Source organism: Bacteroides faecis (assembly GCF_020091505.1).
In the GTDB taxonomy this organism is placed as follows: domain Bacteria; phylum Bacteroidota; class Bacteroidia; order Bacteroidales; family Bacteroidaceae; genus Bacteroides; species Bacteroides faecis.
The window spans coordinates 5,477,784-5,498,309 of the sequence record NZ_CP081916.1 but is presented as its reverse complement, the minus strand read 5'-3'; the positions used below and the strand labels follow the sequence as shown (position 1 = coordinate 5,498,309).

Genomic DNA, 20,526 nt, shown 5'->3' with positions numbered 1-20,526 from the left:
ATAGCGATGAAAAAATTATATATATTATTAGTGGTAGGGGCCAGTCTCATGATGTCAGCATGTTCGGATTTTCTGGATAGAGAGCCTCTGACAACCCCCAATAGCGAGACATTCCTGTCCAATGCAAGTGCCGTGAACAACTATATCAACGGCTTGTATATCGCACTTCCTTCTTTCGGAACGTACGATATGGGAGTGCGCGGAGAAGAGAAGAATAGCGATAACATCGTGGCGGAAGTTTATGACAAGCGCCTGAACGGAGAGTTGCAGGAAAACGGGGGAGGTTCTACCGAATGGCAGAAAGGATACCAGAACCTGCGTAATGTGAATTATTTCTTTGAATACTATAAAGTGCCGGAAACCGAAGAAACAAAAGATGTGCTCTCGATGAAAGGGGAAGCTTATTTCTTCCGTGCCTATTGGCATTTCTACCTGCTGACCAGATTTGGAAGTATCCCGGTGATGGATAGCTTCTGGGACAGAAATGCAACTGTCGGTGGTTTGCAGATTCCTCCGCGCGACCGTTCGGCAGTAGCGCAGTTTATTCTTGACGACCTGAATACCGCTAAAGAATTGCTTCATCCGCGCAGCCAGTATAAAGGTTTGAGAGTGTGTAAGGAAGCAGCTATTATTATGGCTATGAGAGTGGCGCTTTATGAAGGTACCTGGGAGAAATATCACAAGGGAACGGACTTTGCCGCTGCTGAAGATAAATCGGCAGACTTGCTGGGACAGGTGCTGACACTGGGCGATGAACTGTTTGGTATGGGACTTACGCTGAACACCAAGGCTACTGACAAGAGTGCTGTGAATATAGAAGATGCTTATGCACACGTGTTCAATTCAAAAGACTTGTCGGATATGACAGAGGTTGTTTTCTGGAAGAAGTATTCGATAGCGGATGGTGTGATTCATAATTTGAGCAGTAATCTGGGAGCCGGTTATGTAGACAATAGCGGACCGGCTGGTTTGTCTCAGTCGCTGGTTGATAATTACCTGAATGCTGACGGAACTCCCATCGATCCTGCGGATGGAATTTTTAAAGATTTCAATCTGACTTTTAAGGGCCGTGACGGACGTTTGCTGGCAACGGTTATGCATTCAAACTGTAAGTTTAAGTCAACCTCACCGGAATCAAAATCGAAAGCGATGCTGGTAGAGGAATATTCGGAAGAGAACAAGTCGGTGGTGCGTCCTCCTTATCTGACTGAAGGTGGTCCGGCACGTAACGCCACAGGTTATCACATCCGTATGAGTATCGATACCACGTATGTAAGTGGTCAGGGCGAAACGTCACTTCCGATGATCCGCTATGCGGAAGCACTGCTGGCTTATGCGGAAGCAGCGGAAGAACTGGGGAAATGTACTCCTGCTGTTTTGGAAAAGACCTTGAAACCATTACGCGAACGCGCCGGAGTGACTTACGCCGATCCGTCTGAAATCGATCCTAATTTTACGGACTTTGGTTATGCAATCTCCGCCAATTTGCAGGAAATCCGTCGGGAAAGACGTGCGGAACTGGCTTTACAAGGTTTCCGCCTCGATGACCTGATGCGCTGGAGAGCTCATAAACTGATTCAGGGCAAACGGGGAACCGGTGCTTATTTTGGCACAGACGGTGTGTTGTACAAAGCATTCGATCCTAAAAGTGCTGCGGATTTGAAAACGATTCTGACTACAGACGGTTGGCTGGACCCGCAGAAAGAACTTCTTCCGAGAGGCTATCAGTTTGATTCCAACCGCGATTATCTGTTACCGGTTCCTCCGAGTGAGATATCGTTGAATCATGAGCTGAAACAGAATCCGGGCTGGCAACGGAAATAGGAGAATGGAACAAGATTCATTTATGACAATTAGATAGATAAAGATATGAAGAACATATTATATAAAATACTTCCAGTATGTTTGTTGACTATCGGCCTGACGGGATGTGAGGATGAGACTAAATATCGTCCTCTGCCGGAAGCTGTACCTTTGACAATGAGCATCAATGAAAAGGCATTTGTGATGGGAGAACACTTGAAAGTGGATATCAAAGTGGAACCCGATGCCGATGGTAATGAGGTGGTGGCTAACGAAGATTTCGATATTTACTTTACGGCAAAGGCCGGAACGGATGATGTTGCGAATGTATTCGAACCGTTCAGCAGTATTGTCACTTTTCCCAAAGGAGAGAAGCAGATTCAGGTGGATTTCCCGGTGAAAACATCCGGCCTGACGGGTACTACCACGATGGAATTTGTGGCTTTTGCACGAGGATATAAGATCGCTAATTCCAGTCAGGGAATCAAGGTGTCTGATTATTATCGGATATCCATGTCTCTGGAAAATAATACAGAGAACGTGGTGACGGAAGGGGGTAAGTTTGTATTGGTTGCCAAGGTGGACAAACCGAGTTCTGTGCCTCTCGAAGTCACTATCACTCCGAAGGAAGGAGAAGAGGACAGGTATGACAATCTGCCTTCTACCCTAACCATTCCCGCAGGAAGAACTTCGGTGAAGAGTGCTGCCGTGACTATCAAACAGGACTATGAAATGACAGGTGACTTGCAGTTGGTATTGAATATGGAGAGTAATTCTTCTGCCAATCCGATGACCGCTTCTACCTTGATGATTACCATGACAGACCTGGAATCGATGGCTGATCCTGATTTGTATGATATGACAACTGTATATGAGAATCCGAATATCATGTTTATTTCTTATGATGATGACTGGTTTACGGGTAAAGAGACGGCTAAGATGGATGAAGGAACAGCACATCCGAATGCGGAACTGGGCAGCCAGTGGAAGTTTGATTATGCAATCGAGTTCCATAAAAACTCGACATCGGGAGATTATCAAAAATTAGGTAATGCAACGGATGCCAATAGAGGAAGTGTTTTAAAGATTGATTGGACCAAATATGCGAAAGTCACTGATGAGGGTGAACTGAATATTTGTGTAGGTGTAGAAGGTACTAATTACGGAACAGCAGGAATACATTGCTGTAAATCTTTAGGACAGATGTGGGCACAGAATGTAACTCGTATTTATCCGGGTATGCGTATTGAAATGAAAGTTCGCTTAGGAGGTAATAGAACAGGGTTTGTACCAATGATAGAGGTGAAGAATCCAGCAACAGCCACTACGTGTAAAGAAGCCAAGCAATCAATCTGTATACTTAAGAATGTTTCTGGTTCTGCAATCACTCAGTCGGTGAGGGGAGAGGCTATCAGTGATGCAAAGAGTGTAGTAACCGCTATTCCTAAGGTAGAAGATTATAATATTTATTGGGTGGAACTAGTCGATGAAAGTACGATAAAGTTAGGTATCAATGGTTCTACAACTTTGGAAGTCACAAGGGATATGTTGGATTCATGGCCTTTTACCAAAGCTTCTACAGGGACATCAATTGGAGCGAAGGGTCTTTATTTAGTAATGCGAATGGACTTGTTCGGAGAAGGTAATAGTGTTTCTTCTGAACTTCCGGCAGGTTGGGATACTGAACTGAAATCAATTAATCCTGCCAATTATGCAACGGAAGGTCCGAGAATGGAAATAGATTGGATTCGTTTCTATGTAAATGATAACTATAAACGGGAAGCGGATGAACTGGTGAACAGAGACTATAAAGTTTCGGCTCCGGGCAAGTTCTACCAGTTCTATTAATTTCTGGTTTTCTTTGAACCGTTTTCAATAGTACGAAATAAGTTCAATGCCGGAAGACCGTCGTACAACAGCGATCTGCTTCCGGCATTTGCACTCATTCGGGCGGAAATAAAGAATATTGTAAATACATTAGCTATTTGTATACATTGATTTTACATATGTTCCTTATCTTTGCCATTGTAATCTAAATAAATTAATCATTATGGAAAACCTGCAATCAAACTTGCTTTATTCTCTGGCAGGAGCAGCGGCTGTTGCTTCGCTTGCATCTTGTGCAAATAAACAGAAATCGACAGAACAAAAGCCATTGAACATCGTTTACATCATGACAGATGACCATACAGCTCAGATGATGAGTTGCTATGACACCCGCTACATGGAAACACCGAACCTGGACCGCATCGCGGCGGATGGTGTACGTTTTACTCAAAGCTTTGTGGCTAATTCATTAAGCGGTCCCAGCCGTGCCTGTATGATTACGGGGAAACATAGCTGTGCCAATAAATTCTATGACAATACCACTTGCGTATTCGACAGTACTCAACAGACTTTCCCGAAGCTTCTGCAAAAGGTAGGTTATCAGACTGCATTGGTAGGAAAATGGCATCTGGAAAGTTTGCCATCCGGATTCAACTACTGGCAGATAGTTCCCGGACAGGGAGATTACTATAATCCTGCCTTTATTACGCAAGACAACGATACTATCCAGAAGCATGGATATATCACGAATCTGATTACCGACGACGCTATCGACTGGATGGAAAACAAGCGTGATCCGGAGAAACCGTTCTGCCTGTTGATTCATCATAAGGCAATTCACCGTAACTGGATGGCGGATACCTGTAACCTTGCTCTCTACGAGGACAAGACATTCCCGTTGCCGGATAATTTCTTTGACGATTATGAAGGTCGCCCTGCTGCGGCTGCTCAGGAAATGAGTATCGTGAAGGACATGGATATGATTTATGATTTGAAGATGCTTCGCCCGAATGAGAAGTCACGTCTGAAATCACTTTATGAGAGATTCCTCGGACGTATGGATGAAGGGCAGCGTGCCGCATGGGATAAGTTCTACGCTCCGATTATCGATGATTTCTACAAACAGAATCTACAAGGAAAAGAGCTTGCCAACTGGAAATTCCAGCGTTACATGCGCGACTATATGAAGACCGTGAAGTCTCTTGATGATAACGTAGGGCGTGTGCTCGATTATCTGAAAGAAAAAGGTTTGCTGGACAATACACTGGTAGTCTATACTTCCGATCAGGGCTTCTACATGGGTGAACACGGCTGGTTTGACAAGCGTTTCATGTACGAAGAATCCATGCGTACACCGCTTATCATGCGTCTGCCGAAAGGTTTCGACCGCAGGGGAGACATCACAGAAATGGTACAGAACATCGATTATGCGCCTACTTTCCTCGAACTGGCAGGAGCAGAGATTCCCGCAGACATTCATGGAGTATCACTGTTGCCTCTGCTGAAAGGAGAACATCCGCAGGACTGGAGAAAGTCACTGTACTACCACTTCTACGAATATCCTGCCGAGCACATGGTGAAACGTCACTATGGAGTGCGTACGGAACGCTATAAACTGATTCATTTTTATAATGATATCAACTGGTGGGAACTGTATGACATGCAGGCAGACCCGACAGAAATGCACAACCTTTATGGTGAGGCTGAATATGAACCGGTAGTAAAGGAACTGAAAGACGAACTGCTGAAACTACAGGAACAATATAATGACCCCGTCCGCTTTTCTCCGGAAAGGGACAAGGAATAACCCCCGAATAATACAATGACAAGAACGATTTTAATATTACTGATAGGCTTTCTGTCTTCGATGGTAGCCGGATGTAGCGATACTAACTTGACACATGACATACCCTTGGTTCCACGCCCGGCACAAATGGTGCCGGGTAGCGGAAACTACCTTTTCTCCGGTAAGACAGTATTTGCCGTAGAAAATGAGGAGCAGGCGGAAGTGGCGCGCGGCTTTATAGCTTTGTTTACCCGTGCGGCAGGTTTTACTCCGAAGTTGACCGTAGGTGATGATGCAGAAAAGGGAAATGTCCGTTTCCAGACAGATGCAACTTTGAAGAGTGAAGCGTATACGCTGGAAGTGTCTCCAAAAGAAATTATAATTGAAGCATCGGATGCCAAAGGATTCTTTTATGCTTTGCAGACGATTCGCCAGTTGCTTCCGGCAGCTATCGAAAAAGAGGAAGTGGCGGATAAGAAGGTAAAATGGAGTATTCCGGCAGTGAGTATTCAGGACGAACCGCGGTTTGGTTACCGGGCATTACTGCTGGATGCGGCACGTTACTTTATTCCTAAAGAGAATGTATTGCGAATCATCGACTGTATGGCGATGCTGAAAATAAACACGCTTCACTTTCATCTGACAGATGATAACGGCTGGCGTGTGGAAATCAAAAAATATCCCCGTCTGACGGAAGTAGGTGCCTGGAGGGTGGATCGTACAGGACTGCCTTTCCCTGCCCGGCGTAATCCGGAACCCGGAGAACCGACCCCGGTAGGAGGCTTCTATACACAGGAAGATATAAAGGAAATGGTGGCCTATGCAGCCGAACGCCAGATAGAAGTAGTGCCGGAAATTGATGTGCCTGCACACAGTAATTCGGCATTGGCGGCCTATCCTCATTTTGCCTGTCCGGTGGTGAAGGAGTATATCGGAGTGCTTCCCGGTTTGGGAGGACGGAACTCCGAAATTATCTATTGTGCCGGAAACGACAGCGTCTACACTTTCCTTCAGGATGTGATGGACGAGATTATGGCCTTGTTCCCTTCCCGGTATATTCATATCGGAGGCGATGAAGCCCGCAAGACTTATTGGGGGAAATGCCCGTTGTGTCAGGCACGGATGAAAAAAGAGAAACTGGCCAATGAAGAGGATCTGCAAGGTTACTTCATGAAGCGGATGAGCGAGTATGTACGCGGCAAAGGCCGTGAAGTGATTGGCTGGGATGAACTGACTAACAGTAGTTTTTTGCCGGAAGATGTCATTGTCTTGGGTTGGCAGGGATACGGACAGGCTGCCTTGAAGGCTGCCGAACAGGGACATCGTTTCATTATGACTCCCGCACGCATCATGTACCTGATTCGTTATCAGGGGCCGCAATGGTTTGAGCCGCTGACGTATTTCGGCAATAACACGCTGAAAGATGTGTATGACTATGAGCCGGTTCAGAAAGATTGGAAACCGGAATATGCGGATCTGCTGATGGGAGTACAGGCTTGTATGTGGACGGAGTTCTGCAATAAGCCGGAGGATGTGGATTACCTCGTATTCCCGCGTCTGGCAGCTTTGGCGGAAGTGGCGTGGACACAGCCGGAAAAGAAAGACTGGGCTTCGTTCCTCAAAGGAATGGACTCGTTCAATGAACACTTGGCAGCCAAAGGAATAGCGTATGCTCGTTCGATGTACAATATACAGCATACGGTGAAGCCGGAAGACGGAGCACTGAATGTAACACTGGAATGTATCCGTCCGGATGTGGAAATCCGTTATACGGTAGATGGAAGTAAGCCGACAGCTGCTTCGCCGCTCTATGAACAGCCGCTGGTTGTAAAGGATGCCCGGACAATCAATGCTGCAACATTTGCCGGTGGAGAGCAGATGGGGAAAATATTGACGCTTCCGGTACATTGGAATAAGGCAACGGCCAAACCGTTGCTGGGCAATAAAGCGAATGAAGCTGTGCTGAGTAACGGAATCAGAGGAAGCCTGAAACAGACGGACTTTGAATGGTGCTGCTGGACAAGAAACGACCGCTTCTCTTTCACTGTGGATTTGCTGCAAAAGGAGAAGATGAACACGTTGACGATCGGTTGTATTACTAATTATGGAATGGGAGTGCATAAACCGAAATCCATCAAGGTAGCTGTTTCGGACGATCAGGCGACTTATCGGGATATCAACGAATTGAAATATACTCCCGAAGAGATATTCCGTGAGGGAACTTTTGTCGAAGACCTTTCGGTAGATATGAGGGGAACCGTTGCCCGCTATGTTCGGGTGACCGTGGAAGGAGCGGGAGAATGTCCGTTCAACCATGTCCGTCCCGGACAAAAATCAAGAGTCTATTTCGATGAACTGATAATCGAATAACCAGTTACTAAATAACTAATATAATAACGATGAAATTAAAGAAACGAACTTTTTTAATCTTGATGGTAGCACTGACTGCTACCTTCGCTTCGGCTCAGAAACAGTCGCAGCCGGAGTGGCAGAGCCAGTATGCTGTAGGACTGAATAAACTCGCTCCCCATACCTACGTATGGCCTTATGCCGACGCTTCCGATATTGAAAAACCGGGAGGATATGAAGAGTCTCCTTATTATATGAGCCTGAACGGAAAGTGGAAATTCCACTGGGTAAAGAATCCGGATAACCGCCCGAAAGACTTCTACCAGCCTTCTTATTATACCGGAGGATGGGCGGATATTAATGTGCCCGGCAACTGGGAACGACAGGGATATGGAACAGCGATTTATGTTAACGAAACTTATGAGTTTGACGATAAGATGTTCAACTTCAAGAAGAATCCGCCGTTGGTACCATTTGCCGAAAACGAAGTCGGTTCTTATCGTCGTACATTCAAAGTACCCGCCGACTGGAAAGGACGCCGGGTAGTACTTTGCTGCGAGGGTGTGATTTCTTTCTATTATGTATGGGTGAACGGGAAGTTGCTCGGCTATAATCAGGGATCGAAGACGGCTGCCGAATGGGACATTACCGATGTACTGAGTGAAGGTGAGAACGTGGTGGCGCTGGAAGTATATCGCTGGAGTTCGGGTGCTTATCTGGAGTGTCAGGATATGTGGCGCCTGAGCGGTATCGAACGGGATGTTTACCTGTATAGTACTCCCAAACAGTATATTGCTGACTATAAAGTAAGTGCCTCTCTTGATAAAGAGAAATACAAAGAGGGTATTTTCAATCTGGAAGTGACGGTAGAAGGACCTTCTGCCACAGCCGGCTCCATTGCATATACACTGAAAGATGCTTCGGGAAAAGCTGTGTTGCAGGATGCTGTCCGGATCAAATCCCGTGGATTGAGCAACTTCATCGCTTTCGATGAGAAGAAGATTGCGGAAGTAAAAGCGTGGAACGCGGAGTATCCTAATCTTTATACTTTGGTGCTCGAACTGAAAGACGCACAAGGAAAGGTGACTGAACTGACCGGATGCGAGGTTGGTTTCCGTACTTCGGAAATCAAGGACGGACGTTTCTGCATCAATGGTGTTCCGGTGCTGGTGAAAGGAGCGAACCGTCACGAACATTCACAACTGGGACGTACCGTAAGCAAAGAACTGATGGAGCAGGATATCCGACTGATGAAACAGCATAATATCAATATGGTGCGTAACTCACATTATCCGACTCATCCGTACTGGTATCAGCTTTGCGACCGTTACGGGCTGTATATGATTGATGAGGCGAATATCGAATCGCATGGTATGGGATACGGACCTGCTTCCCTCGCAAAAGACAGTACCTGGCTGACTGCCCACATGGACCGTACGCACCGTATGTACGAACGTTCCAAGAATCATCCGGCTATCGTGATCTGGTCGCTGGGGAATGAAGCCGGCAACGGTATCAATTTCGAACGTACTTACGACTGGTTGAAATCAGTAGAGAAAGGCCGCCCCGTGCAATATGAACGTGCCGAACTGAATTATAATACGGACATTTATTGCCGTATGTATCGAAGTGTGGACGAAATCAAGGCTTATGTGGCTAAAAAAGATATTTACCGTCCCTTCATCCTCTGTGAATACCTGCATGCTATGGGGAATAGTTGCGGTGGAATGAAAGAGTACTGGGACGTTTTTGAAAATGAGCCGATGGCGCAAGGTGGCTGCATCTGGGACTGGGTAGATCAGAATTTCCGCGAGATAGACAAAGACGGGAAGTGGTATTGGACTTACGGAGGTGATTACGGACCGGAAGGAATCCCCAGCTTCGGTAATTTCTGTGGCAACGGTCTGGTGAACGCTGTGCGTGAACCACATCCGCATCTACTTGAAGTGAAGAAAATTTATCAGAACATCAAAGCGACTCTATCTGACCCGAAGAACCTGAAGGTCAGCATCAAGAACTGGTATGACTTTTCTAATCTGAATGAATATATCCTGCATTGGAATGTGAAAGGGGAGGATGGAACGCTACTTGCCGAAGGTACGAAGGAAGTGGACTGTGAGCCGCATGCTACAGCAGAGATTCTGCTGGGCGCTGTCAAACTTCCGGCTTCTGTACGGGAAGCTTATCTGAACCTTAGCTGGAGCCGCAAAGAGGCTGCTCCGCTGGTGGATGCCGACTGGGAAGTGGCGTACGACCAGTTTGTACTTGCCGGTAATAAAAATGCCACGGCTCACCGCCCGCAGAAGGCAGGAGAAACAGCTTTCGTTGTAGATAAGAACACCGGAGCACTTTCTTCTCTGACTTTGAATGGGAAGGAACTGCTGGCTGCCCCCGTCACTTTGAGTTTGTTCCGTCCGGCTACGGATAATGACAACCGGGATCGGAACGGTGCTCGTTTGTGGCGTAAGGCAGGATTGAACAATCTGACTCAGAAGGTGGTATCGCTTAAAGAAGGTAGGACATCGGCTACTGTCCGTGCTGAGATTCTCAACGGGAAAGGACAGAAAGTAGGAATGGCTGATTTCGTTTACTCGCTCGGTAAGAATGGTGCCTTGAAAGTACATACAACTTTCCAACCTGATACGGCTATCGTGAAGTCAATGGCTCGTTTGGGGCTGACTTTCCGTATGGCGGATACGTATGACCAAGTTTCTTATCTGGGACGTGGCGATCATGAGACGTATATCGACCGTAATCAGTCCGGCAGGATAGATCTGTATGACACGACCGTAGAACGGATGTTCCACTATTACGCAACGCCGCAGTCAACAGGTAACCGGACGGATGTGCGCTGGGCTAAACTGACGGATCAGGCAGGTGAAGGTGTATTTATGGAATCGAATCGTCCTTTCCAGTTTAGTATCATCCCCTTCTCGGATGTACTATTAGAGAAGGCACACCATATTAATGAGCTGGAGCGTGACGGAATGATGACTATACATCTGGATGCTGAACAGGCAGGAGTGGGAACAGCAACCTGCGGACCGGGTGTATTGCCGCAATATCTGGTACCGGTGAAAAAACAGAGTTTTGAATTTACGCTTTATCCGGTAAAATAACCGGTGGTACTGATTGCATTTGAATAGAAATATTGCATTGAGATAGAATATAAAGGAGCGAATGGCATGGATTTAGCGAAGTTTAATGAAAAGTGCTTCGGGAAAGTCATGAAATTCACTCCTTTATAATTATCTTTGTCTCATTAGCATTAAATCAATATTTATTATGATGAACAAACTACTAATTTCTCTCTTTTTATCTTCTGTGATAACGTTGGGCGGCTGTGGACTGACGAAAGAAAACTACTATGTGAAGCATGTTGAATTTCCACAGGATGCGACCCTCGAACAGAAAATAGATATGGCAGCAAGGTTGGTTCCTACTCCCCAACAGGCTGCGTGGCAACAAATGGAGCTGACTGCTTTTCTGCATTTCGGCATCAATACGTTTACCGGACGGGAATGGGGCGACGGCAAGGAAGATCCTGCTATCTTTAACCCTACGGAACTGGATGCGGAACAATGGGTACGCAGCCTGAAAGACGCGGGATTCAAAATGGTACTTCTCACGGCAAAGCATCATGATGGCTTTTGTCTGTGGCCTACCGCTACTACGAAACACTCGGTAGCTTCTTCTCCCTGGAAAAACGGTCAGGGAGACGTAGTGAAAGAACTGCGTAAGGCTTGTGATAAATATGATATGAAGTTCGGAGTATATCTTTCTCCATGGGACCGGAACGCGGAATGCTACGGAGACTCTCCTAAATACAATGAGTTCTTCATTCAGCAATTGACAGAGTTGCTCACTAATTATGGTGAGGTACACGAAGTATGGTTCGACGGTGCGAACGGAGAAGGACCGAACGGAAAGAAGCAAATCTATGACTGGGATGCTTTCTATAAGACCATTCAGAAGTTGCAGCCGAAAGCGGTTATGGCAATTATGGGTGACGATGTCCGTTGGGTAGGTAATGAAAAAGGCTTGGGACGCGAAACGGAGTGGAGTGCAACGGTACTGACTCCGGGAATCTATGCCCGTTCTGAAGAAAACAACAAGCGGCTGGGTGTCTTTAGCAAAGCGGAAGATCTGGGAAGTCGTGCGATGTTGGAAAAGGCAACGGAATTATTCTGGTATCCTTCGGAGGTGGATGTGTCTATCCGTCCGGGATGGTTCTATCATGCGGAGGAAGACAGCAAAGTGAAGTCATTGAAGCATCTGGCTGATATCTATTTCCAGTCTGTGGGTTATAACTCGGTACTCTTGTTGAATATTCCTCCCGACCGCAGAGGCTTGATTAATGAAGCGGATGTACAGCGGTTGAATGAGTTTGCTGCTTATCGGGAGAAGATATTTACCAACAACCGGGTAGAAAAAGGAAGAAAAGACTGGGAGGCCGTTTCCGGAAGCGAGGCTGTCTATTCTTTGAAGCCGGAGTCAGAAATCAATGTTGTGATGATACAGGAAGATATTACGAAAGGACAACGGGTAGAGTCTTTCACAGTAGAGGCATTGACGGAAGAAGGCTGGCAGGAAGTTGCGAAGGGAACGACTGTAGGATATAAACGTATGGTACGTTTTCCAGCGGTAAAAGCCAGCCAGCTGCGGGTGAAGGTCAATGAGTGTCGTCTGACGGCTCATATCAGTCAGGTAGGAGCTTACTATGCAGAATCTCTGGAAGAAGAGAACCGGACGGAAAACTGGAATAATCTGCCTCGTGCCTCCTGGAAACAGGTAGCTGCTTCTCCATTGACAATTGATTTGGGTAAAGAGGTCGAAATCTCCGCATTCACGTATGCGCCTCTGAAAGCAGAAGCGAAACCGACGATGGCTTTCCGCTACAAATTCTATGTGAGCGCAGATGGCAAGAACTGGAAGGAAGTGCCTGCAAACGGTGAGTTCAGCAATATCATGCACAATCCGTTGCCGCAGACTGTTACTTTCGGTCAGAAGGAAAAGGCACGTTTTATCAAACTGGAGGCTACTACCCCTACAGCTACAACGGCGCAAGTAGAAATGAACGAAATCGGAGTGACCGTAGCTCCTTGATATGAACCTTATTAAAAAGTTAACCAGACTTTCATTCTAACCTAATAATTTATCAAAAGACAAGATGAGAAAAGAATTTTATGGCATATTGCCTTTAGCATTAACCTCCTGTTTGGCGTCTCATGCCACTGCTCAGGAAAAGCAGTCCAATCGTCCGAATGTTGTTTTTATCTATGCAGATGATATCGGTTACGGCGACTTGAGTTGCAACGGGGCAAAGACTATCCATACTCCCAATGTAGAGCGTCTTGCCAAGATGGGAGTGCGTTTTACGAATGCACACAGTGCGGCTGCTACCAGTACGCCTTCCCGCTACGCGATGCTGACCGGTGAATATGCGTGGCGAAAAGCCGGAACAGGTATTGCTGCCGGAGACGCTGCGGCTATCATCCGTCCGGAACGCTATACGATGGCAAACTTGTTTAAGGATGCCGGATATAACACAGGTGTCGTAGGTAAATGGCATCTGGGGCTGGGCGACAAAGGCGGAGAGCAGGACTGGAACAAGCCTTTGCAACCGGGAACCAACGATATCGGCTTTGAATACTCATTCATTATGGCAGCTACGGGCGACCGTGTACCTTGTGTGTTTGTCGAGAATGATCAGGTGATCAATCTTGATCCGAACGACCCGATTCAGGTAAGCTACAAGGCGAACTTCCCGGGAGAACCGACCGGAAAGGATAACCCGGAATTGCTGAAGATGCACCCTTCTCACGGACATGATCAGAGCATCGTGAACGGTATTTCCCGTATCGGATATATGAAGGGCGGAAAGTCGGCACTCTGGCAGGACGAGAAAATTGCGGAGACACTGACAGGAAAAGCCGTTTCCTTTATTGAAGGACACAAGTCTGCTCCTTTCTTCCTGTACTTTGCTACGCAGGATGCGCATGTGCCCCGTGTTCCGTCTCCACAGTTTGCAGGGAAGAGCGGCATGGGCCCTCGCGGCGATTGTCTGCTCGAATTTGACTGGTCGGTAGGAGAAATCCTGAATACACTTGAACGACTGGGCTTGGACAAGAATACATTAGTGATTCTTTCCAGCGATAACGGTCCGGTAGTGGACGACGGATACAAGGATCAGGCAGTAGAATTGCTGGGCGACCATACTCCGGGCGGTATTTATCGCGGAGGAAAGTACAGTTCTTTCGAAGCCGGTACACGTATCCCTTGTATCTGGAGCTGGCAGGGCGTGATTCGTCCGGGAACCGTTTCGGATGCGTTGCTTTGTCAGATCGACTGGTTTGCTACCTTCGCCGAAATGCTGAATGTCCGCTTGCCGGAAGGTGCGGCACCGGATAGCGAACCGATGCTGAAAGCATGGACAGGCAAACAGAAGAAGGGACGCGAATGGCTGGTACTTCAGAATGCCCAGAATAACCTGTCGGTGACAGACGGCAAATGGAAATATCTCCGTCCGGGAAATGGACCCGCATATCTGAAAGCGGTGAATATCGAGTTGGGAAACAGTAAGGAGCCGCAGCTTTATGATTTGAAGAAAGATCCGGGCGAGAAGAATAATGTGGCGGATCAGTATCCGGAACAGGTAAAGAAGATGGCAGAACAGCTGGAGAAAATTGTAGATGGACGTTACGGTCTGCCATTATAAAAGAAATGCTTAGAGAGTAGCAGTGGGACTGGCGGCCTTGATTTCTTGTAAATCAGGCGCCAGTCTTTTTTTTAAACCAAACGAGGGTTTTCACTGTTATCCTACTATAAACATGATATATAAAGATAAAGCTTATGTTAGTAGTCGATTTAGGAAAGTGGATGAACAAAATCCTGATAGATTGGGGGATGGACCCGAAGGTTGCCGATCGCTTTGATGAAACAATTATTGCCATACTGATGATAGCGATTGCTGTCGTACTGAATTATCTTTGTCAGGCGATTCTGGTGGGAGGTATGAAGCAGTACACCCGCAGGAAACCGCATCTCTGGAATACGTTGTTGATGAAGCGTAAGGTGTTTCATAACCTGATTCATACAATTCCTGCCATCCTTGTCTATGCCCTGTTGCCGATGGCTTTCATGCGCGGTAAGGAACTGTTGCTGATTTCGCAGAAGGCTTGTGCCATTTATATTATCTTTTCCCTGCTGCTGGCCATCAACGGGATTCTGCTGATGATAATGGATATCTATGATGGAAAGGAGACGATGAAGAACCGGCCTATGAAAGGGTTTATTCAGGTGCTTCAGGTACTTCTGTTTTTCATCGGAGGGATTGTGATTATCGCTATTATTGTGAATAAATCGCCTGCCAGTCTGTTTGCAGGATTGGGTGCTTCGGCAGCTATCCTGATGCTGGTATTCAAGGATTCCATTTTGGGATTTGTGGCAGGTATTCAGCTTTCCGCCAATGATATGGTGCGTCCGGGAGACTGGATCACACTTCCTTCCGGTGCTGCGAATGGCACGGTGCAGGAGATTACGCTTAACACGGTGAAGATTCAGAACTTTGATAATACGATTTCTACAGTTCCTCCTTATACACTGGTCAGCAGCCCTTTCCAGAACTGGCGTGGAATGAAAGAGTCCGGCGGACGGCGGGTGATGAAGAATATCACACTGGATTTAACTACCCTCCAGTTCTGTACGCCGGAAATGCTCGACCGCTATCGGAAAGAGATTCCTTTAATGGCGGATTATCAGCCGGAGGAAGGGGTGGTGCCTACCAATTCGCAGGTTTATCGGGTGTATATCGAGCGGTATCTTTGTAGCCTGCCTGTGGTGAATCAGGATTTGGATTTGATTATCAGTCAGAAGGAGGCTACCATGTACGGAGTACCTATTCAGGTTTATTTCTTTTCCCGCAATAAGGTATGGAAAGAATACGAACGGATTCAGTCGGATATCTTTGATCATCTGCTGGCGATGGTGCCGAAGTTCGATCTGAAGGTATATCAATATTCGGACTAACTTCGTTCAGGTTAACTTCCGGGGGGATGTCTTTGCCACTGGCTTAGCACATCTTTGCCACCGTAGTGGCACAACTGTGCCAATGCGATGGCACGACAGTGCCAATACGGTGGCATAGTTGTGCCAACACGGTGGCACAAGCCTTTTGTCCGGATGTTACGGATAGTCGTCCGGTATGTCCCGTCAGTAGGCAAAGGGGATGGCTTTTCCTCCCTGTCTATGTTCCTGTAAAATAGCTGGTAGCAGTGGATTTATTGCCTTTTATCTGTCGGTTAGTATACGATCAGTTCAAAATCTGCGTATATGGGGAGATGGTCACTGATTCCTCCTTGATATTTCATTCCTTTGTAGGTACGAAAAGGTTCGTCGTCGCCGTACTTCTTGTCTTCAGTCAATAGAAAAGGAAGGCGGGCAACGTTTGCTTTGCTTTCCTTGGTGAAGAAGCTGGAGGAGGTATCGAGTAAAGTGCCGGATACGATCAAGTGATCGAGTAACCCCCATTCTCCATGATATTTATAGGAGCCGAAATTACGGGACATCGCTTTCCGGGCAAGTAGATGACAAAGCTTGGAAGGGGGAGGGGAGGTGGTTGTCGGTTGAGGCTCTGTCGATGATGGAGAGTCGGATGAAGTGGTGGCTTCGTTGGGCGGCATGGTGGCTTCTAATATTTCTTTGACGGATTTATTGGTTGGGTAGTCATTGAAATCTCCCATGATGATCAGCTGTGGATGAAGACGGATACTCAGAAGGCTGTCGGCTTCCGTGCGCAGTATTCGGGCAGCATGGAGCCGGTAAGGTTCGGATTCTTTGGCTCCGCCGGATCGGGACGGAAGGTGGCAGACGATTACATCGAGTGTGTCTCCGGTTAATAATAGTCCGCTGACATGTAATAAGTCTCTTGTAGGGCGATGTTGCTTGAAAGAAGGGATCGGGATGGAATGAAAAGATATTAATTTGAACAGGTCACGTTGATATAGTAAAGCAACATCGATTCCTCTCAGATCGGGAGAATTTGTCATGACGTAGCGATAATTCAGTTCCTTTAAGGGAGAGCGCTGTGTGAGGTCACGCAATACACTGTCGTTCTCTACTTCGCAAAGACCTACAAGGGCAGGTGGATTCCATTCGCCGACAGCAGTAATGACGCGGGCTATGTCGGCCAGCTTCTTTTTATATTTGGTGTAGTTCCAGTGGCGGATGGCGTCGGGAAGGAATTCGTTATCGTTCTTTAGTGTGTCATGATGCGTGTCGAAGAGGTTTTCTACATTCCAGCTCATGACACGAAAAGGAACTCGCTCTTCGTCGGAAGACTTCTTTTGGGAAATGAACTGCTTGTTCGTGGACGATTCTTTTCCACTGAAAGAAACTTGTCCTGTGATATATGAGGAGGTAAAAAAAAGCATCATAAAAAAGATTACGGTGATAGCAAGTCTTTCTGTGCTACCACCATAATCTTTTCTATCATGTCTTATCTGACTGTTATTTCTTGGCAGGAACATGTGCCAGAATATCCAACAAATGCTTCCAGAACTTCTCAACGGAAGGAATGTGCATCCGTTCGTCGGGAGAGTGCACTCCGGTAAGGGTCGGTCCGAAAGAGATCATATCTAATGTCGGATACTTGTCGAGGAACAAACCGCACTCCAGTCCTGCGTGAATTGCTTTCACTTTCGCATCTACACCGAAAAGCCGTTTGTAAGATTCTGCTGCCACTTCGAGGATTGCTGAATGAGGGTTGGGTTTCCATCCCGGATAACCTTCGCCGAAGGTGACACTGGCACCTGCTAATTGGAAGACGGCACGAACTGTATTTGCCATGTCATTGCGTGCGGATAGGATAGAACTGCGTTGACTGGTTTCGATGCGGATGATATGGTTTGGTTTCATTTTGACAGAAGCAAGATTAGTCGAAGTTTCTACCAGTCCGGGGATGTCTTGGCTCATGGCATATACACCGTGAGGAGCAGCATACAATGCTTTCAGCAAGCGGGCGGTAGTATCCTGGTCGATAGCCGTTTTACGAGGAGTTTCCGATTCAAGAACCAGTTTCAGGTCCGGTTCGGTAACGGATAGTTCGTTTTCCACTTCGCTGGTAAAGATGTTCAGTTCTGTCCGGACGTCATGTTTGGCATCTTCGGGAACTGCACAGATAGCGTATGCTTCACGGGGGATAGCGTTGCGCAGGTTACCTCCGTTGATTTCGCAGAGATACAGATCCTGACGGTTCGCCATTCGGGACAGGAATCGGTTCAGTATCTTGTTTGCATTACCACGTCCCAAATGGATATCACCACCGGAATGTCCGCCCTTCAGTCCTTTAACTTCTACTTTGAAGAAGAAATATCCTGCGGGAACTTCTACTTCTTTATAGGCGAACTCCGCAACGGAATCAATGCCACCGGCACATCCGATAAAGATTTCTCCTTCATCTTCGGAGTCAAGGTTCAACAGAATATCACCGCTCATGAAGCCTTCTTTCAACTCAAAAGCTCCGGTCAGTCCGGTTTCTTCATCTACGGTAAACAAGCATTCCAGCGGACCGTGTCCGATGCTGTCATCCGCCAGGATAGCCAGCTCGGTAGCTACGCCGATACCATTATCGGCTCCGAGAGTCGTTCCCTTGGCTTTCAGCCATTCTCCGTCTATTTCTGTTTCGATGGGATCGGTGAGGAAGTCGTGCTGTATGTCGTTGTTCTTTTCACACACCATATCGATATGAGACTGCAGTACGACAGTCTGAAGATTTTCTTTGCCCGGAGTAGCAGGCTTTTTGATCAGTACGTTTCCTGCTTCATCTACTTTTGTTTCCAGATTATGTTTTGCTCCGAATGCCTTCAGGTAGGCAATTATTTTCTCTTCCTTCTTGGAAGGACGCGGCACTTGGCAGATTTCCTCAAAATACTTGAATACGCCAGCCGGCTTAAGATCTTTTTTTTCCATGCTGTTTTCTTTTATAATAGGAATAGGAGGTTCATTTCGGTTCCTCTTATTGCTAAATATGGTTAATTTGCTTGACTTATCTGAACTCGTTTCTCATTAAAGCCTATCTTTGCACTCACAAAATTAATAGAAATGGTTGAGACTATACTGATAACTTTGTTAATAGTTGCTATTTCCCTATTATTATTAGGGGTGAAAGTATTCTTTACGAAGGGGGGAAAGTTCCCGAATGGTCATGTGAGCGGTAATAAAGAGTTGCGTAAAAAAGGAATCGGTTGTGCGCAGTCGCAGGATCGTGAAGCACAAAAGAAATCACGTTTTTCTATTGATGAGTTGGAAAAAGCCTTGAACGATAGTATGAACTAATTAATTAAAAACAATATTTTATAGTTATGAATAGAATAAACTACCTCATGAACGGTTTAGCTGCACTTGCGTTTATCGTTTTATTCTCACAATGCGCCGGCAAAGCTGATAATCAAGTTGCAACTACTCCGGCTTCGGCTACTGCTGAATTGTCAGGGATGAAAATAGCTTATGTTGAAATAGACACATTGCTGGCTAAATACAATTTCTGTATTGACTTGAATGAGGCTATGGTAAAGAAGAGCGAGAATGTTCGTATGACATTGAACCAGAAGATGACTGCTTTGAACAAAGAAAAACAGGAATTTCAGAAGAAATATGAAAGCAATGCTTTCCTGTCACCGGAAAGAGCTCAGCAGGAGTACAACCGTTTGGCTAAAATGGAACAAGACTTGCAGGAATTGAGCAATAAACTTCAGAATGGTTTGATGGAAGACAACAACACAAATAGCTTGCTTTTCCGTGATTCTATCAACGCTTTCCTGAAAGAATATAATAAAACTCGTGGATATAGCTTGATTTTCAGCAATACTGGTTTTGATAACCTGCTTTATGCTGACAGCGCATTTAATATCACTAAAGAAATCGTAGATGGATTGAATGCCAGATATTCATCTGCTAAGAAATAAAAAATGTCTTTTTAAAGCCCTTGGATTTCCTGAGGACATTCATAATTTTAATGAATCAATGCCTGTTCAAGACTGTGAAGCTTTGAATAGGCTTTTTTTATTTCTCTTCTTTTGCTTCTTCCTGTGGAATGCGGAAAGCAGTGTAAAGTTCGAGTACGGCGGCAATAGTAAGACAGGCAATCCATTCGTTACCGCGGGTGGTGAACATGAAAGCTCCTGTGAGAATCAGTGCCAGTGCTCCGAATATCTGCTGGATGCGCAGGCGTTTTAATATTTTGCTTTTTCCTTTAACCGGCGTGTTTACTTGTGCCAATGCGATGAATCCGGCTCCGATGGTATAGATATAAGGAGCATAGTTCCATCCGGTGATATATACAGCAGCTCCTGTGAGAGCCATAATTGCGCCTACGGCGAAAAGTGCAGGTACTAATTGTTTCATTTATTATCTTCAAAAACGTAAATATCTTCGTTTGGCTTCTTCATCAGATACTTTTCACGGGCAACCTGCTCGATGGCATCCGGATTACTGTTTAACTCGTTGAGACGTTTGGTGTTCTCTTCGTAGTCTGCACGGTATTTTTCTATCTCTTCTTTCAGTTGGCTGATTTCACGTTCGTATGCCAAACGGCGGAAGAGACTGTTCTCGTCCAGAAAACCAATGATAACAGCAAATGCTACGACGGTGATAAGATACTTACGTCGGCATATGAAACTCCAGATAGTGATCAGTTTATCCATAATTTCTCTTTTTTATATCCGCAAAGATAAAACTAATAACTTAAAAACTTACCGCTTTAG

Annotated in this window: 14 protein-coding genes; 10 read left to right on the top strand and 4 right to left on the bottom strand. The window is 46.1% G+C overall.

Going from position 1 to position 20,526, the window contains the following annotated elements; translation table 11 throughout:
- The first annotated feature begins 6 nt into the window (after nucleotides 1-6).
- From K6V30_RS21805 to K6V30_RS21770, 8 genes are all read left to right on the top strand, one after another.
- Complete coding sequence (locus K6V30_RS21805) at nucleotides 7-1,824, top strand: RagB/SusD family nutrient uptake outer membrane protein (protein WP_055271597.1); 1,818 nt, start codon at nucleotides 7-9, stop codon at nucleotides 1,822-1,824.
- Between the two features lie 45 nt (nucleotides 1,825-1,869).
- On the top strand, nucleotides 1,870-3,651 hold the full coding sequence (locus K6V30_RS21800; RefSeq protein ID WP_055271599.1) for a DUF5006 domain-containing protein: 1,782 nt from the start codon (nucleotides 1,870-1,872) through the stop codon (nucleotides 3,649-3,651).
- A 202-nt stretch (nucleotides 3,652-3,853) separates the two neighbouring features.
- Entirely contained in the window at nucleotides 3,854-5,437 is a 1,584-nt protein-coding gene (locus K6V30_RS21795; protein WP_055271601.1) for a sulfatase family protein, read from the top strand.
- Between the two features lie 15 nt (nucleotides 5,438-5,452).
- Nucleotides 5,453-7,786, top strand: coding sequence for a glycoside hydrolase family 20 protein (locus K6V30_RS21790; RefSeq protein WP_055271603.1), 2,334 nt, complete (start codon nucleotides 5,453-5,455; stop codon nucleotides 7,784-7,786).
- Between the two features lie 62 nt (nucleotides 7,787-7,848).
- Complete coding sequence (locus K6V30_RS21785) at nucleotides 7,849-10,884, top strand: glycoside hydrolase family 2 TIM barrel-domain containing protein (protein WP_371441473.1); 3,036 nt, start codon at nucleotides 7,849-7,851, stop codon at nucleotides 10,882-10,884.
- 169 nt (nucleotides 10,885-11,053) lie between these two features.
- On the top strand, nucleotides 11,054-12,871 hold the full coding sequence (locus K6V30_RS21780) for an alpha-L-fucosidase (protein ID WP_055271619.1): 1,818 nt from the start codon (nucleotides 11,054-11,056) through the stop codon (nucleotides 12,869-12,871).
- A gap of 64 nt (nucleotides 12,872-12,935) precedes the next feature.
- Nucleotides 12,936-14,483, top strand: coding sequence for a sulfatase family protein (locus tag K6V30_RS21775; RefSeq protein WP_010538875.1), 1,548 nt, complete (start codon nucleotides 12,936-12,938; stop codon nucleotides 14,481-14,483).
- Between the two features lie 134 nt (nucleotides 14,484-14,617).
- The gene (locus tag K6V30_RS21770) at nucleotides 14,618-15,793 is read left to right on the top strand and encodes a mechanosensitive ion channel family protein (RefSeq protein WP_010538874.1); all 1,176 of its coding nucleotides are present in this window, start codon (nucleotides 14,618-14,620) and stop codon (nucleotides 15,791-15,793) included.
- Nucleotides 15,794-16,065: 272 nt separating this feature from the next.
- Here the strand turns inward: K6V30_RS21770 and K6V30_RS21765 are convergent, their stop codons facing one another.
- Together K6V30_RS21765 and K6V30_RS21760 are read right to left on the bottom strand one after the other, a co-directional pair.
- Nucleotides 16,066-17,217 (bottom strand): endonuclease/exonuclease/phosphatase family protein, encoded by a 1,152-nt coding sequence (locus K6V30_RS21765; protein ID WP_081030969.1) that lies wholly within the window; start codon nucleotides 17,215-17,217, stop codon nucleotides 16,066-16,068.
- Nucleotides 17,218-17,272: 55 nt separating this feature from the next.
- Nucleotides 17,273-18,733 carry an aminoacyl-histidine dipeptidase gene (locus K6V30_RS21760; protein ID WP_055271609.1) on the bottom strand — a complete coding sequence of 487 codons (1,461 nt, stop codon included), beginning with the start codon at nucleotides 18,731-18,733 and terminating at the stop codon, nucleotides 17,273-17,275.
- Between the two features lie 132 nt (nucleotides 18,734-18,865).
- Between K6V30_RS21760 and K6V30_RS21755 the strand changes: the two genes are divergently transcribed.
- Together K6V30_RS21755 and K6V30_RS21750 are read left to right on the top strand one after the other, a co-directional pair.
- Nucleotides 18,866-19,099: a hypothetical protein gene (locus K6V30_RS21755; protein WP_008762116.1), complete on the top strand. Its 234-nt coding sequence runs from the start codon at nucleotides 18,866-18,868 to the stop codon at nucleotides 19,097-19,099.
- Nucleotides 19,100-19,125: 26 nt separating this feature from the next.
- On the top strand, nucleotides 19,126-19,728 hold the full coding sequence (locus K6V30_RS21750; RefSeq protein ID WP_022301121.1) for an OmpH/Skp family outer membrane protein: 603 nt from the start codon (nucleotides 19,126-19,128) through the stop codon (nucleotides 19,726-19,728).
- A 97-nt stretch (nucleotides 19,729-19,825) separates the two neighbouring features.
- Here the strand turns inward: K6V30_RS21750 and K6V30_RS21745 are convergent, their stop codons facing one another.
- Nucleotides 19,826-20,167: a hypothetical protein gene (locus K6V30_RS21745; RefSeq protein WP_008767910.1), complete on the bottom strand. Its 342-nt coding sequence runs from the start codon at nucleotides 20,165-20,167 to the stop codon at nucleotides 19,826-19,828.
- Nucleotides 20,164-20,466 carry an FtsB family cell division protein gene (locus tag K6V30_RS21740; protein ID WP_010538870.1) on the bottom strand — a complete coding sequence of 101 codons (303 nt, stop codon included), beginning with the start codon at nucleotides 20,464-20,466 and terminating at the stop codon, nucleotides 20,164-20,166. The genes K6V30_RS21745 and K6V30_RS21740 overlap by 4 nt, the downstream gene beginning before the upstream one ends.
- Between the last annotated feature and the right edge of the window lie 60 nt (nucleotides 20,467-20,526).